This window comes from uncultured Xanthomarina sp., from assembly GCF_963971605.1.
Taxonomy (GTDB): domain Bacteria; phylum Bacteroidota; class Bacteroidia; order Flavobacteriales; family Flavobacteriaceae; genus Xanthomarina; species Xanthomarina gelatinilytica.
Map to the genome: position 1 here is coordinate 74,497 of NZ_CAXATZ010000006.1, position 14,862 is coordinate 89,358.

The 14,862-nt window shown below is 34.7% G+C and carries 16 protein-coding genes; 10 read left to right on the plus strand and 6 right to left on the minus strand.

Going from position 1 to position 14,862, the window contains the following annotated elements:
• Window positions 1-6: 6 nt before the first annotated feature.
• The 4 genes from tig to AACY93_RS04080 form a co-directional block, all read right to left on the minus strand.
• Window positions 7-1,335, minus strand: coding sequence for a trigger factor (tig, locus tag AACY93_RS04065; protein WP_287005817.1), 1,329 nt, complete (start codon window positions 1,333-1,335; stop codon window positions 7-9).
• Between the two features lie 81 nt (window positions 1,336-1,416).
• Window positions 1,417-1,764, minus strand: coding sequence for a phage holin family protein (locus tag AACY93_RS04070; protein WP_287005818.1), 348 nt, complete (start codon window positions 1,762-1,764; stop codon window positions 1,417-1,419).
• 41 nt (window positions 1,765-1,805) lie between these two features.
• The gene (locus AACY93_RS04075; protein ID WP_007647858.1) at window positions 1,806-2,585 is read right to left on the minus strand and encodes an alpha/beta fold hydrolase; all 780 of its coding nucleotides are present in this window, start codon (window positions 2,583-2,585) and stop codon (window positions 1,806-1,808) included.
• Window positions 2,586-2,625: 40 nt separating this feature from the next.
• Entirely contained in the window at window positions 2,626-3,339 is a 714-nt protein-coding gene (locus AACY93_RS04080; RefSeq protein WP_007647856.1) for a pyridoxine 5'-phosphate synthase, read from the minus strand.
• Window positions 3,340-3,428: 89 nt separating this feature from the next.
• On the opposite strand from AACY93_RS04080, the gene AACY93_RS04085 reads away from it, so the two are divergent.
• The 8 genes from AACY93_RS04085 (at window position 3,429) to murI (ending at window position 11,777) form a co-directional block, all read left to right on the plus strand.
• Window positions 3,429-4,088, plus strand: a complete 660-nt coding sequence (locus AACY93_RS04085) for a CBS domain-containing protein (RefSeq protein WP_007647854.1) — start codon at window positions 3,429-3,431, stop codon at window positions 4,086-4,088.
• A gap of 88 nt (window positions 4,089-4,176) precedes the next feature.
• Window positions 4,177-5,061, plus strand: coding sequence for an NAD kinase (locus AACY93_RS04090; protein WP_007647851.1), 885 nt, complete (start codon window positions 4,177-4,179; stop codon window positions 5,059-5,061).
• 100 nt (window positions 5,062-5,161) lie between these two features.
• A complete protein-coding gene (locus AACY93_RS04095) occupies window positions 5,162-5,851 on the plus strand; it encodes a DUF6089 family protein (RefSeq protein ID WP_007647850.1) in 690 nt (229 codons plus the stop codon).
• Window positions 5,852-6,592, plus strand: coding sequence for an isoprenyl transferase (locus AACY93_RS04100; protein ID WP_287005821.1), 741 nt, complete (start codon window positions 5,852-5,854; stop codon window positions 6,590-6,592).
• Window positions 6,525-9,206 (plus strand): POTRA domain-containing protein, encoded by a 2,682-nt coding sequence (locus AACY93_RS04105; protein WP_287005823.1) that lies wholly within the window; start codon window positions 6,525-6,527, stop codon window positions 9,204-9,206. Before AACY93_RS04100 ends, AACY93_RS04105 begins: the two co-directional genes overlap by 68 nt.
• Window positions 9,207-9,378: 172 nt before the next feature.
• Entirely contained in the window at window positions 9,379-10,395 is a 1,017-nt protein-coding gene (locus AACY93_RS04110) for an OmpH family outer membrane protein (protein WP_287005825.1), read from the plus strand.
• A 29-nt stretch (window positions 10,396-10,424) separates the two neighbouring features.
• Entirely contained in the window at window positions 10,425-10,934 is a 510-nt protein-coding gene (locus tag AACY93_RS04115) for an OmpH family outer membrane protein (RefSeq protein ID WP_287005826.1), read from the plus strand.
• Window positions 10,935-10,997: 63 nt separating this feature from the next.
• On the plus strand, window positions 10,998-11,777 hold the full coding sequence (gene murI / locus AACY93_RS04120) for a glutamate racemase (RefSeq protein ID WP_287005828.1): 780 nt from the start codon (window positions 10,998-11,000) through the stop codon (window positions 11,775-11,777).
• Here the strand turns inward: murI and AACY93_RS04125 are convergent.
• Both AACY93_RS04125 and AACY93_RS04130 read right to left on the minus strand, forming a co-directional pair.
• Entirely contained in the window at window positions 11,774-12,292 is a 519-nt protein-coding gene (locus tag AACY93_RS04125; RefSeq protein ID WP_286854682.1) for a gamma carbonic anhydrase family protein, read from the minus strand. The genes murI and AACY93_RS04125 overlap by 4 nt on opposite strands.
• Before the next feature lie 112 nt (window positions 12,293-12,404).
• Window positions 12,405-13,415: a type IX secretion system membrane protein PorP/SprF gene (locus tag AACY93_RS04130; RefSeq protein WP_051052625.1), complete on the minus strand. Its 1,011-nt coding sequence runs from the start codon at window positions 13,413-13,415 to the stop codon at window positions 12,405-12,407.
• A gap of 249 nt (window positions 13,416-13,664) precedes the next feature.
• On the opposite strand from AACY93_RS04130, the gene AACY93_RS04135 reads away from it, so the two are divergent.
• Together AACY93_RS04135 and AACY93_RS04140 are read left to right on the plus strand one after the other, a co-directional pair.
• Window positions 13,665-14,567: a NifU family protein gene (locus AACY93_RS04135; protein WP_287005829.1), complete on the plus strand. Its 903-nt coding sequence runs from the start codon at window positions 13,665-13,667 to the stop codon at window positions 14,565-14,567.
• 51 nt (window positions 14,568-14,618) lie between these two features.
• Entirely contained in the window at window positions 14,619-14,819 is a 201-nt protein-coding gene (locus AACY93_RS04140; protein WP_287005831.1) for a dodecin family protein, read from the plus strand.
• Window positions 14,820-14,862: the final 43 nt, after the last annotated feature.

Sequence of the window (14,862 nt, forward strand, 5' to 3'; positions counted from 1 at the left end):
AACTGCTTATTTGTCGCCATAAACTTCTTTCACAAATGCCTCGTAAGTAAGTTCTTTGGTTTTAAGATTTGCTTTTTCTTTATAAAGCTCCAATAATTTCTGACTGATAATTTGTTCTGAAATTCTCCTAGCTTCATCTTGATTTGACAATACACGAGCTGCAATATCTTCCAATTCTTTATCTGAAGGATTCATTTGACCAAATTGAGCCATTTGCGCTTTAATCATTTCCTTGGCATGGTTTTTTATATCATCCATGGTTACCTGAATATTGTTCTCGGTAATTAGTTTTCCTTCAATCAATTGATAACGTAAGCTTTTTTCAGACTTTTCGTATTCTTCTTTGGCTTCATCTTCCGTTAGTTGATTTTCTCCTGCTGTTTGCATCCATTTGGTTAGGAATTCAGCTGGCAAATCAAATTTCGTGTTTTCAACAAGATATTCAGTAACATCGTTCAACAGTTTCTGGTCTGCTTGCTGTTTGAATTGCTTTTCAGCATCTTCTTTTATTTTTTCCTTTAATTCTGTAACAGATTTTACAACATCTTTACCAAATAATTTATCAAACAGCTCTTGATCCAAATCTGCCAATTCACGCTCATTGATTTCCGTTATGGTAAATGTTACCTCAATATCCAAATCGTGAACCTCATCATGTCCTAATTTAAGAGCATGCATTAATTCGTGATCGTCGTTATAAAGTCCTTTTGTTTTTAAGGTAATAACATCTCCTACTTTGGCTCCAACAAATTTCTTTTCGGTAGCTTTACCTTTAAATTTGTCCAAGGTTAAGGTTACTGTGTTTTCAATGCCTTTTTCATCGTTTTTAAAAGTACCAGTAACTTCGCTGTCTTTGGTAACTTCTGTTTGCGATTTTAATTTTCCGTATTGCTTTTGGATGTTTTTAATTTGATCTTCAATCATTTCATCTCCAGCAACAATGGTATAGCTTGTAATGGCTTTTTTGCTTTTTAATTCTACATTAAATTCTGGGGCCAAACCAAGTTCAAATTCAAAAGACAATTTTTCAGAATCCCAATCCAGATTATCTTGTGGTTTTGGAATTGGATGCCCTAAAACATCTAATTTTTCTTCTGTTAAATATTTATTTAATGCTTCCTGTAATAACTTGTTTACTTCGTCAACCAACACAGCTTTTCCGTATTGTTTTTTTACCATTCCCATTGGTACGTGACCTTTTCTAAAACCAGGAATGTTTGCTGTTATTCTGTAATCCGATAAGATTTTCTCAACTTTATCGCTATAATCGTCTTTAGCGATATCTACTTTTACTACAGCATTTAATGCATCAATGTTCTCTCTTGTAATATTCATTATATTATGACATAAAAATTGGGTTGCAAAAATACATATTTTTTACAACCCAACAAAGTTTTTAACGTATTGTATTTCAGCCTATCTTACATCTTCTTTTAACATTGAAAATAAGATGGATTGGAGAAAGGAAAGCAACAAACTAAATAGCAAGGCCACCCAAAAACCAGTAACGGTAAAACCATCAATAAAATTATCGGCCAAAAGGATGATGCCTGCGTTTATTACAAGTAAAAACAGCCCTAAAGTAACAACTGTTATAGGCAAGGTTAAAATTACTAAAATAGGCTTAACAAATACATTGAGCAACCCTATAACTATCGCCACAACTATAGCAGAAGTAAAGCCCTCAACAGCTACTCCAGGCAACAATTTAGCCAATAAAACCACTGCAATGGCAGTTAACAATACACGTACAATTAAGTTCATAAATTTAATTTTTTGTTGGATTAAAGGTAAAAAACCAAGTGTTACGAAACTAAAAATTTCATGACTTCGTTAAAAAAAACTTTCGGGTTTTCGGCATGTAGCCAGTGTCCCGATTTAGGAATGGTTACAATTTTGGCATTTGGAAAATGATTTTTAATAATGGCCTCGTCCTGCGCACCTATGTATTCCGATCTGTCTCCACGTAGAAAAAGCGCTTCTCCTTGGTATTGTGCATGTATGGGTAATGCCTCTCCAATTTCTTCTATGTTTTCTTTAAGTACTTTTAAGTTGATTCTTAATTCAAGTTCTTTGGCATCGTTCCAATACAGGTTTTTCAATAAAAATTGACGGATTCCAAAATTTGAAATATACTGGGCCAATTGCTCATCTGCATCTCCTCTACTCTCAATTTTATTGAAATCGAGACTGCTCAATCCTTTTAATATCAATTCGTGATGCACTGGGTAATATCTTGGTGAAATGTCTGCAATCAATAATTTTGAAACCATTTCCGGATAGGTTGCTGCAAAAAGCATGGCGACTTTTCCACCCATGGAATGCCCCAATAAAACTATGTGTTTTAATTGATGAGCATCACAATAAGTTTTTAAGTCCTGTACCAAGACTTCATAATTAAAAACATCGCTATGAAAGCTTCTTCCATGGTTTCGCTGGTCCAACAAATGAACCTCAAAATTGTTTTCACTAAACTGTGTGCCAAGGGTTTTCCAATTATCGCTCATCCCTAAAAACCCATGAAGAATCACAAAAGGGGTTCCTTCACCCAAAATATTTGAATATAACGTTTCTTTTTTTTTCATGAATACATGCGTTTTTTATTAATATGTTTGCTCCCGGACACTACCCAAGTTTCTGTAAGTACATTTGTATAACATTTTCAACACCCAAATACAAGCTTTCAGATATAAGCGCGTGACCTATGGAAACTTCCAGTAATCCCGGAATATGCTCTTTAAAGAACTTTATATTATCCAACGACAAATCGTGACCAGCATTCACTCCCAGACCCATACTGTTTGCCAACTCTGCACATGCTGCATAAGGTTTTACAGCCAATTTGTTCCCTAAAGCAAATTCGTGAGCAAAAGCTTCTGTATAAAGTTCTATCCTATCGGTTCCCGTAGCTTTTGCACCTTCTATTTGTTTCAATTCTGGATCGACAAAAATGGAGGTTCTAATGCCATGGTTTTTAAATTCTTTTATAACATCTATTAAAAAATCCTTGTTTTTAACAGTATCCCAACCAGCATTACTGGTAATGGCATCAACAGCATCGGGAACCAGAGTCACTTGGGTTGGTTTTAGCTCTAATACCATATTTACAAATTTATCTATTGGGTTTCCTTCAATATTATACTCAGTATAAACTTCACTTTTTAAATCGTAAGCATCTTGATACCTTATATGTCTTTCATCCGGTCTTGGATGGATGGTGACTCCTTGGGCCCCAAAAGCTTGCACATCTTTAGCAAACTGTACCACATTAGGAAAATTGCCTCCTCTAGAGTTTCTTAAGGTAGCTATCTTGTTTATATTTACGCTTAATTTTGTCATAACCTTTTATTTAATCCTACAAAAATACAAAGTCAATCAAGGTTATTGTAGTAAAATTTAATTAATTTGCAGGAACTTTAATGGAAACAATGAATCTTTCAGAATATATTATAAACGATATAAAACCTCTTGACAGGGACGATAAAATTGGGGACATTCAGCTTTTGTTCAACCAATTAACATATTCGCATATTCCCATTAAGAACAAAGAAGGTGTTTATTTGGGTTGTATGTCTGAAACAGATGCACATTGTTTTAACAGTACAAAACCTTTATCAGAATACAGTCATGCCATAGAAGGCTTTTATGTAAGGCACAACACGGTATGGCTGGATGTATTGGAAGCTTTTGCCCAAAATTCCACGAATATCATGCCTGTGTTAAACGAAAAAAACATCTATTTAGGATATTATGAGCTAAATGACATTATAGGCTTGTTTAACGAAACCCCTTTCTTTGCCGAAGCTGGAAGCATTTTAATTGTTGAAAAAGGCACAACCGATTACTCCTTTAGCGAACTGAGCCAAATTGTTGAATCCAACAACGGAAAATTATTAGGTGCTTTTATTTCTAAAATGGAAAACGACCTCGTACAAATAACCCTGAAAATTGGGAACACTGGATTAAACGATATTATGCAGACTTTTAGACGCTATAGTTATAATGTGATTTCTGGCCACGAAGAAGACAGTTACATGGAAAGTTTAAAAGACCGATCGGATTATTTAAATAAATATTTAAACATATAAGGATGAAACAGCCTAGCCCTAAAGCTGCATGCTTAAGAGCATGATTCATTGGCTGTAACATGTGCCCTTAAAACAACCAATCAAACACATGAAAATTGCAATTTTCGGTCAATTCTATCATAAAAACGCTGAAGAAGCTGTAGAAATCCTTTTAGATTATTTGTATGAAAAAAACACAAACGTGTATGTTGAAGAGCAATTTTTCGATATTGTAAACCACCAGTTAACCAATCATAAAAACTACGATAAATTCAAAACCTTCCGTACTTTGGATAAAAGCTTCGATTTATTGATCAGCATTGGTGGCGATGGAACTATTTTAAGGACTACAACATTGGTCAAAGATTTAGACATTCCCATAGTTGGCATAAACACAGGTAGGTTGGGGTTTTTGGCAACCATACAAAACGAAGACATTACCGAAGCCATAGACGATATTTTATCTGGAAATTACAAAATATCAGAACGAAGCTTACTTTCCATTCAAACCTCACCGGAACATAAAGAATTCAACGATTTGAATTTTGCACTCAATGAAATTGCAGTAAGCAGAAAAAACACCACTTCCATGATTACTGTGGAAACCAGATTAAACGGAGAGTATTTAACCTCCTATTGGAGCGATGGCTTAATCGTTTCCACACCAACTGGTTCAACCGGGTACTCCTTAAGTTGTGGAGGCCCAGTAATCACTCCAGACACCAATAGCTTTGTGCTAACACCAATTGCGCCACATAATTTAAGCGCAAGACCTTTAATTATTACAGATTCTACCGAAATCCAACTTAAAGTTAGTGGTAGGGAAGACAACTTTTTAATTTCTTTAGATTCCCGAATTGCAACCTTAAGCAACAATACCATAGTAACCATAAAAAAAGCGCCATTTAAAATAAAAATGATTGAACTTTTAAAAGAAAGTTTTTTGGATACGCTTCGTAAAAAACTACTTTGGGGCGAAGACAAGCGCAATTAAACAATAATTTGCCAGAAAAACTGTTTTATTCCTAATACAATTTGATTCAAATTGTTATAGGCTAATCTTATTTATTATATTTGCAAACTTTTGAACATTTATGAGGTATTTAACCACAATATTTTTATTCATAATATCTATACAATTAAGCCACTCCCAAACCCATGAACTTGGGGTTTTTCTTGGTGGCAGTAATTTTATTGGCGATGTTGGTGCCACAGATTACATTGCGCCAAACCAACTTGCCTTTGGTGGTATATACAAATGGAACAGAAGTCCAAGACATTCGTTTAGGTTTTCATTAATTTATTCTGAACTGAAAATGGACGATTTAAAATCAGACGACCCAAGACGTCAAGAAAGAGGATATCAAATAAACAACCACATAGTTGAAGCCTCCTTAGGTTTGGAATTCACATTCTTGGATTTCGACCTTCATCAAGGCACCAACAAGGCAACCCCTTATTTATATACTGGCGTAACAGCTGCTTATCATGATAATTTTTATTTTACTCGTCGTGGGCAACTAACTTCAGAAAACACCAGCAGTATTGCTTATGGCATTCCTATGGTTTTGGGTTTTAAATATCGTTTTGTGGAAAATTTTGTTATTGCAGCAGAAATTGGAGCAAGATATACCTTTAGTGATGAAATTGATGGAAGCGTTCCAGATTACGATAATGATGCTCCTTCGGCTTTTGGAAACAAAAACAACAACGATTGGTACATGTTTACAGGAGTTACCTTGACCTATACTTTTGGGAGAAAACCATGCTATTGCGTTTTTTAAATGGATTTAAAATCAGAAATAAATACAAGCAAATTACCTAAACACCTAGCCATTATAATGGATGGCAACGGACGTTGGGCCAAACAAAAAGGCATGATGAGGGCTTTTGGCCATGAAAATGGCACAAAGGCTGTGCGCCAAGTAGTGGAAGGCTGTGCCGAATTGGGCATAGAAAACTTAACCCTTTACGCTTTCTCAACAGAAAACTGGAACAGACCCAAACTAGAAGTGCAAACACTTATGAAACTTCTGGTGTCTTCCTTGAAAAAAGAAATTAAAACCCTTCAAGACAACAACATCAAGCTCATGGCCATAGGTTGCCTAAACGAACTCCCAGCTAAAGCGCACAACGAGCTTTTGGAGGTCATGGAGAAAACCAAAAACAACAGCAGAATGGTTTTAACGCTTGCTTTAAGTTATGGATCAAGGGAGGAAATAATAAATACCGTAAAAAAAATAAGCATTAAAGTTAAAAATAATATAATTTCGCCCGAAAATATTGATGAATCGGTTATTAATGAGCATCTTTACACGCAAAATTTACACGACGTAGATTTGCTTATTAGAACAAGTGGCGAACAACGTATAAGCAATTTCCTTTTATGGCAAATTGCCTATGCAGAATTGTATTTTACAAATGTACTTTGGCCAGATTTTACAAAGCAGCATTTATATGAAGCAATTATTGAATATCAAAAAAGAGAACGACGATTTGGGAAAACAAGTGAACAAATTAACTAATAAAGTACTATTGAAAACATACTTACCATTTATTTTAACATTGCTGTTTTTTGTTAATGTTCAAAGTTTAAAAGCTCAAGTATCAAATCCTCAAAATGGTGAAACATACACTATAGGTGGCATAGAAGTAGTTGGAGAAACCAGTTTCAGCGAACAAACCATTATCACTTACTCTGGACTAAGGACTGGAGAAGAAGTTTCTATTCCTGGAGACAAAATAAGCAATGCCATTAAAAAACTCTGGAATTCCAACCTATTCAACAACATCGAGATTTATGTTAATAGAATAGAAGGCAATGAAGTGTTTTTGGAAATTAGATTGGAAGATTTACCAGAACTTAACGAAGTTAAGATCAATGGTATCAAAAAAGGAAAGAAAGAAAAACTCATTACCGAAAACTCTTTAAACAAAGGGGTCAAAGTTACCGAGAACCTTCTTACCACTACCAAAAACTACCTTGTTAATAAATACAAAAAAGAAGGATTTTACAACACCAAAGTTAACATTAACACCATTGAAGTTGAAGACACCATTCAAACATCTAAAAGTGTTATGAATATGGTTGTTAATATAGATAAAGGAAAAAAAGTAAAAGTTAAGGAGATCCAATTTTCTGGAAATACGGTTATTAAAGATAGCAAACTCAAAAAAGCTATGAAAAACACCAAACAGAAAAACATAACCCGTATCCTTAAACGTTCCAAATATATTGAAGCCGATTTTAAAGAAGATTTAAACAGTGTCATAGACAAATACAAAGAAAACGGTTACAGGGATGCTAGGATTCTGTCGGACAGTTTGGTGGTGTTAGATGATAAAAATGTTGCCATTTACATAGAATTGGAAGAAGGCGAGCTATACACCTTTGGTAAAATAGACTTTATTGGGAACACTGTATATTCAGATGATATTTTAAGGAGAATACTACGTATCAATCCTGGAGAGACCTACAATGGCGTACTCCTTGAAAAACGAATCGCTGATACTGAAAACCCAGATGCTGTAGATATTACAAACCTTTACCAAAACAATGGTTATTTGTTTTCAACCATCAATCCAGTTGAAATAAGCGCAGAAGGAAATGTTATCGATTTAGAAATCAGGATTTCAGAAGGTAAACCGGTTCATTTTAACGATGTTAACGTTATTGGAAACGATGTTACCAACGATCATGTTATCTATAGAGAGCTACATACTCGTCCAGGACAGTTGTACAACAAATCCAATGTCATTAGAACCATTAGAGAGTTAAGTCAGCTAGGGTTTTTCGATGCAGCACAAATTGCAACCAACTTCAATAATCCAAACCCTAACGAAGGTACCATAGATTTGGAATATGTGGTTGTGGAAACGGGTTCCAGCCAAATAGAACTACAAGGTGGATATGGCGGAGGAGGTTTTATTGGTACGCTTGGGCTATCTTTCAACAACTTTTCATTAAGAAATTTATTTAATTTAGACGCTTACAAACCTGTTCCTCGTGGTGATGGCCAAAAATTGTCTCTACGATTACAAGCAAGTCAATTCTATCAAACCTACAGTTTCTCTTTTACAGAACCATGGTTAGGTGGTAAAAAACCAGTTCAGTTTTCAACCTCTGTTTCCCATACCAAACAATTTTTATACGATTCTAGAACTGGAAAAGCTGACAAAGACAAACGCTTTAACATAACTGGTATCTCGGTAGGTATCGCAAAACGCTTAAATGCTCCAGATAACTTTTTCACCTTATCTCAAGCTGTTAGCTACCAACATTACAATTTAAAAAATTATAATACGGGACTGTTCACTTTTGGTGATGGTTACTCAAATAACTTAGCTTATACCATAGGTTTAAGTAGAAACAGCACCTTTAACGATCCTGTTTTCCCAGTTGGAGGTTCCAATTTTAGTGTAAGTGCAAAACTTACCTTGCCATATTCCTTATTCAACAATGTGGACTACAAAGCCTTAAAACATGAAAGGGAAGATTTAGAGAATATCGTTAATGATACATCATTGGATAATGACATACGACAGGAAGCTAGTGAAGGTATAGCCGAAATTGACCAAGAGCGATTTAAGTGGTTGGAGTTTTATAAAATTAAGTTTAAAGCAGAATGGTATGCCGAAATTGTTAAAAAACTGGTTCTAAAGCCAAGCGCAGAATTTGGTTTCTTGGGAGCTTACAATCAGGATAGAGGAGACATCCCTTTCGAGCGTTTCTTTTTAGGAGGAGATGGTTTGGGGTCTTACAGCTTGGATGGCAGGGAAACAATTGCATTACGTGGATATCCTAACCAATCCATCCAACCTTTGGATGAAAATGGCAATCCTACCAACGATGGTGGAACCATTTACAATAAATTTTCATTAGAATTAAGATATCCTATTACCTTAAAACAACAAGCAAAAATATTTGTTTTAGGATTTATGGAAGGTGGTATGTCCTATAACGCATTTAAAGATTACAGCCCTTACGACCTTAAACGATCTGCTGGTGTTGGTCTGCGTGTATTTATGCCTGCCTTTGGTTTACTGGGTATTGATTTTGGTTACGGATTCGATCCTGTGCCTGGTCAAACACAACCAAATGGATGGGAAACACACTTTATAATTGGACAACAATTTTAATTTGGCACGATATTTTCTAATAACAATTTGATTATTTAAATTGAGAATTAAAATTTTTAAAGTTAAATTTCGTTAATTTTGAAAATAATAATTCAAAAAATAGACAGACAACTTAAATAATTAGCTGTCGTTTTTAGAATTTATAGACCATAAATTATAAATTATGACACAGATGAAATTAAAAGTTCTTTTTTTACTGATTATAGTTTCTACAATTGGTATATCTGCTCATGCACAACGTGGTGTAAGAATAGGTTACATAGATACAGAGTACATTTTACAAAATGTCCCTGAATATCAAGAAGCATCTGCCCAGTTGGAAAGTAAAGTTCAAAAATGGAAAACTGAAATTGAAACCCAGTTAAACGAGATTGAACAAAAACGAAAAGATTTAAGTAACGAGAAAGCACTTTTAACAAAAGAACTTATTGAAGAACGTGAAGAAGATATAGCTTTTGAAGAAAAGGAAATTCTAGACTATCAACAAAAAAGATTTGGTCCAAATGGTGATTTAATGATTCAAAAAAAACAGTTGATCCAGCCTATTCAAGACCAAATATTTGCTGCAGTTCAAGATATGGCCGAAAAAAGAAAGTACGATTTTGTTTTCGATAAATCGGCAGATGTGGTGATGTTATATTCTGCAGAACGATTCGATTTTAGCGATGAAGTCATTCGAAGCATTTCCAGAACCTCAAAACGTACTCAGGCCCAAACAAGGCAGGAACGCAAAGCTGCTGAAGCCGAAGAAAACCTTCCTGAAATAGACGAAGAACAAGAAGCCAGGGAAAAAGCTGCCGAAGAACGTAGAGAGCAAATTTTAAACGAACGCGAACAAAAGCAATTGGAAGCTCAAAAACGTAGAGACAGTATCATAGCCGAAAGAGCTAGAATTAGAGAAGAAAAACTAAATGCCAGAAACACACAAAACCAAGAAACAACCACTAACGAAGATGGAGAAGTTGTAAATGAGGATGGCGAACCAGTAGAACAAAAATCCAGAGAAGAAATTCTTGAAGAACGCAGACAACAAAAATTAAGAGATAGAGAAGAAAGACAAAAAGAACTGGATGCAAGAAGACAAAAAATTCTTGAAGAAAGACAAAAAGCAAAAGAAGAAAGAGAAAGACAACAAGCACAAGAAAACAATAACAATGGCACAGAGCCAGACGAAACAGATAACAATTAAATTATAACACTTATTAATACTATTTAGAAATGAAACATTTTAAAACCTTTTTATTTGCAGCAGCCTTATTTATTGGAGCAACAAGTTTTACGCAAGCCCAAAGCAAAGTAGCGCATATTAACACTCAAGAATTAATAAAAGCGATGCCAGAAATGAATACAGCTCAAGCAGAAATGGACAAGCTTGGTAAAACCTACGAAGCAGACATTCAATCCATGGTTACAGAGTATCAAAATAAAATGAAACAATACGAAGCTGAAGCTGCAACAAAAACAGACGAAGAAAACCAAAAACGTTTGGTTGAAGTTCAAACCATGCAACAAAACATTCAGCAATACCAAGGGCAAGCACAACAAGAAATGCAGAAAAAAGAAATTGATTTATTAAAACCAATTACTGAAAAAGCTAAAGCTGCCATTTTAAAAGTTGCCAGAGCTCAAGGTTTTGATTACGTATTGGACTCTACCCAAGGTGGTGGCGTTATTATGGCTGACGGTAAAAACCTTATAGACGATGTTAAAAAAGAATTAGGAATCTAATTTATTTTAAAAAGTTAAATTGAAAGCCACTTAAATCAAGTGGCTTTTTTTATTTTTGGAAGTATGAACAAGCAACCTATTGGCATTTTCGATTCTGGCGTTGGTGGCACCTCCATTTGGAAGGAGCTAAACCTCTTATTGCCTCACGAAAACACCATGTATCTAGCCGATAGCAAAAATGCTCCTTATGGTGAAAAATCTAAAGAAGAGATAATATCCCTAAGCAAAAAAAATATCGATTTACTTTTAAACAAAAACTGTAAGCTTATTGTTGTAGCCTGTAATACAGCCACAACCAATGCCATAAAAATTTTAAGGGAAACGTATCCCATTCCCATTATTGGTATTGAACCAGCCATAAAACCTGCTGCTTTAAACACCAAAACAAAAACCATAGGTATTCTAGCAACCAAAGGCACTCTTTCCAGCGAACTGTTTCATAAAACTACCGATCTTTTTGCCAATGGCATTAAAGTGGTAGAGCAAGTTGGGGAAGGTTTGGTAGGCTTAATCGAAAATGGCAACATCTATTCAGAAGAAATGTCTTCGCTATTAAAATTATACATGAAACCCATTTTGGATGCCAATGTAGATTACTTGGTGTTAGGCTGTACACACTACCCTTATTTGTTGCCACAGCTCTTGGAGATACTTCCAAAACACATTAAAATTATTGATTCTGGAGAGGCAGTTGCCAGGCAAACCCAAGCTGTTTTAAAACAACATCAGCTGTTAAACCAATCCATATCAAAACCTCAAATTGAGTTCTATTCCAATGGTAGGTTGGATGTTTTAAAGTCCCTAATTGGCAATCAGTACAAAATAGAATATTTAGATTTTTAAACTTCCTTAAACCAACCGGAATAAGTGACATAATTTTCAGCAATTCTATGGATTTCTCCTAATATCAATTCCTGGCTAATGTCTTTTACTTTTCTTGCAGGCACTCCTGCATAAATACTTCCTGCCTCTACTCTGGTGTTTTGAGTGACCACAGCACCAGCAGCAATTATACTGTTGCTTTCAACAACACAATTATCCATCACAATGCTACCCATACCAATAAGCACATTATCATGTATGGTGCAGCCATGCACAATGGCATTATGTCCTATGGATACGTTGTTCCCAATGTTTGTAGGATGTTTTTGATAAGTAGCATGTATTACTGCGCCATCCTGTACATTTACCTTATGGCCCATTTTAATATAATGAACATCACCTCTAACTACTGCATTAAACCAAATACTACATTGGTTACCCATGGTTACTTCGCCTACAATTGTAGCGTTTTCTGCAACAAAACAGGACTCTGGTATGTGTGGATGTTTTCCGTTTACAGGTTTTATAATTGGCATGGCATGTTGTTTATTTACAAAAAATATACAAAAAAAATTAAGTGAATCAAAAGTCTAAAACAGGATTGTTTCAACCAAAAAAAAGCCTTGAAATCTTCAAGGCTATAACTTTTTAATTTACTGCAGGACAGTTACAATGGTAACGCTCCTTTTTACAAGCAAAATTATATCCTAAAGTAATTTGATGAAAACCACCATTATTATATACCACGGAATTGGCTTGATAAGAATACGTATAAGCAAACATAAACTGGCCATAATTTATACCCAGTAACGGAGTGATGTATTGTAATTTTTGACTGGAAACCCCTTGTCCATCTTGAAACTCGGCACCATCCAAACTTCTTCTATATGAAATTCCTCCCCATAGTTTACCAAACTCAAACTCTTTATAAGCCTTTGCATTAACATCTATGGAAGATTCTTTGGTACCATCTTTATACAGAAACATCAAGGAAGGTTCAAAACTCCATTCGCTTCCGTATTTTTGAAACACATTTCCAGCACTCAATATAAATTGTCTCGGATTGTCATAAGCAAAAAGTCCGTTGGCATTGGAATTAACACCATCGTTTTTAAGCATGTTTTTTACGGTTGCATGTGCATAAAAATTGTATAGGAAATAAGAAAACCCAAAGTCTATATTAAAATTAGTGGCACTTTGCTCGATACCAGCGATTATGGGATCAAAAGGCTCGTTTGTAAAAGCTGTTTCATCCAATTTATATTGTAAAACCCCTGCACTTAAACCAAAAGAAAGCATGTTTAGATCCACTTCGCTTCTAGAAAACATAATATGATGTGCATAGGTTAAATAGGCACCATTTTGAGAGTGATATCCGTTTTTATCAGAATAAAAAATAGCTCCAACACCAGAATTCGATTCGCCTATTCTTCCATTGACGCTCATGGTTAAAAGTCTAGGTGCATCTTCGTCCCCAAACCATTGTTGACGACCTGTAACTCTCACTTTGGCACAATTGGCTGCTCCAGCCATGGAAGGGTGAATTAAGTAGTAATTATCGGTTAAATAATCTGAGTAAATAGGCATACCCTCTTGAGATATAGCTGTTTGCGCTAACAAAAACACAAAAGCTAGCATATAAAACCTTTTCAATATCATAATTTTAGTTTTCAGGGACTCTGTTTAAAAGTTGCTAATTGGCTATTAATTAAACTAATTTTTTACTAAAAAATTATAAACAGAAACCAAATATATAAAAATTACTTTTTATCAGTCTCACAATAAAGTTAAAGGTTTACTATATTTAGAGAAAATACGATAAAAAAATTGTGCTCTTAAAAGCGAAAAAGCCAAATATATGGATATCTAAAGTTATCTTTTAGTATTTTTGTAAAAAATTTTAAACTTATGAATACTTTTCAAGTTTCCATTAAAGAAACTTCCAACAATAGCATTATAAAATTCGAAATAAATCAATTTATAACACAGCATCAAAGTTTCGAATTCAACAATATAGACGAAGCAAAATCTTCCCCATTGGCACAGCAATTATTTTATTTACCTTTTGTGAAAAAAGTTTACATCTCTGGTAATTTTATTGCTGTAGAACGGTTTAATATTATAGCATGGAAAGACGTCCAGGATGAAGTTGCCGATCAGATACAAAGCTACCTGAACAATGGTGGTGTAGTAGTAGAGGAGACAGCTGCCCCTAAAAAAGTACCTGTAACGGTTTATGCTGAAAGCACTCCAAACCCTTCTGCCATGAAATTTGTGGCCAACAAGAAACTGGTAACAACGTCTTATGAATTCACTTCAATAGATGAAGCCAAATTATCGCCTTTAGCAACCCAATTATTTCATTTCCCTTTTGTAAAAGGAGTCTTTTTTGATGAAAATTTTGTTTCTGTTACCAAATATGAAGTTGCCGATTGGAATGAAATCACCATGGAACTTCGTGAATTCATTAGAAGTTATATAGAACAAGGAAAAGAAATTATTGCTCCAGAAGCACCAAAAGCCTTGAAAAAAACTTCGGAACAACTGGATGCCTCCTTTGAAGAGTTGGACGATATCTCCAAACAAATCATCAATATTTTGGAAGAATATGTTAAACCTGCCGTTGCCAGTGATGGTGGCAATATTCAATTTAACTCTTACAATCCGGAAAGCAAAGAAGTAAAAGTGATTTTACAAGGTGCTTGCAGTGGCTGCCCTTCTTCCACGTATACCCTAAAAAGTGGTATAGAAAACATCCTTAAGGAAATGTTACAAGATAAAGTTAACACTGTTGTTGCCATAAATGGTTAATTTTTTCTTAACTTTAAGATTCAATAAAGTTTCATTTAAAAAATTATAATTATGGCAGTATTAAAAGTTATCGAAGTTTTATCAAATTCTAAAGAAAGTTGGGAAGATGCCACCAGAAAAGCAGTCAAAGAAGCTTCTAAAACTGTAAAGAACATTAAATCCGTTTACATTAAAGAGCAAAGTGCCATTGTAAGTGGAGACCAAGTTACAGAATTTAGGGTCAATGTAAAACTGACATTCGAAGTTAACTAGACCATTTACAAATATTTTAAAACCTAAGCGTTCTACATGGACG

What these genes read in the sequence shown, in the direction of transcription:
- tig (WP_287005817.1), bottom strand. Translation starts at nt 1,335, where the DNA reads ATGAATATTACAAGAGAGAACATTGATGCATTAAATGCTGTAGTAAAA.
- AACY93_RS04070 (WP_287005818.1), bottom strand. Translation starts at nt 1,764, where the DNA reads ATGAACTTAATTGTACGTGTATTGTTAACTGCCATTGCAGTGGTTTTA.
- AACY93_RS04075 (WP_007647858.1), bottom strand. Translation starts at nt 2,585, where the DNA reads ATGAAAAAAAAAGAAACGTTATATTCAAATATTTTGGGTGAAGGAACC.
- AACY93_RS04080 (WP_007647856.1), bottom strand. Translation starts at nt 3,339, where the DNA reads ATGACAAAATTAAGCGTAAATATAAACAAGATAGCTACCTTAAGAAAC.
- AACY93_RS04085 (WP_007647854.1), top strand. Translation starts at nt 3,429, where the DNA reads ATGAATCTTTCAGAATATATTATAAACGATATAAAACCTCTTGACAGG.
- AACY93_RS04090 (WP_007647851.1), top strand. Translation starts at nt 4,177, where the DNA reads ATGAAAATTGCAATTTTCGGTCAATTCTATCATAAAAACGCTGAAGAA.
- AACY93_RS04095 (WP_007647850.1), top strand. Translation starts at nt 5,162, where the DNA reads ATGAGGTATTTAACCACAATATTTTTATTCATAATATCTATACAATTA.
- AACY93_RS04100 (WP_287005821.1), top strand. Translation starts at nt 5,852, where the DNA reads ATGGATTTAAAATCAGAAATAAATACAAGCAAATTACCTAAACACCTA.
- AACY93_RS04105 (WP_287005823.1), top strand. Translation starts at nt 6,525, where the DNA reads ATGAAGCAATTATTGAATATCAAAAAAGAGAACGACGATTTGGGAAAA.
- AACY93_RS04110 (WP_287005825.1), top strand. Translation starts at nt 9,379, where the DNA reads ATGAAATTAAAAGTTCTTTTTTTACTGATTATAGTTTCTACAATTGGT.
- AACY93_RS04115 (WP_287005826.1), top strand. Translation starts at nt 10,425, where the DNA reads ATGAAACATTTTAAAACCTTTTTATTTGCAGCAGCCTTATTTATTGGA.
- murI (WP_287005828.1), top strand. Translation starts at nt 10,998, where the DNA reads ATGAACAAGCAACCTATTGGCATTTTCGATTCTGGCGTTGGTGGCACC.
- AACY93_RS04125 (WP_286854682.1), bottom strand. Translation starts at nt 12,292, where the DNA reads ATGCCAATTATAAAACCTGTAAACGGAAAACATCCACACATACCAGAG.
- AACY93_RS04130 (WP_051052625.1), bottom strand. Translation starts at nt 13,415, where the DNA reads ATGATATTGAAAAGGTTTTATATGCTAGCTTTTGTGTTTTTGTTAGCG.
- AACY93_RS04135 (WP_287005829.1), top strand. Translation starts at nt 13,665, where the DNA reads ATGAATACTTTTCAAGTTTCCATTAAAGAAACTTCCAACAATAGCATT.
- AACY93_RS04140 (WP_287005831.1), top strand. Translation starts at nt 14,619, where the DNA reads ATGGCAGTATTAAAAGTTATCGAAGTTTTATCAAATTCTAAAGAAAGT.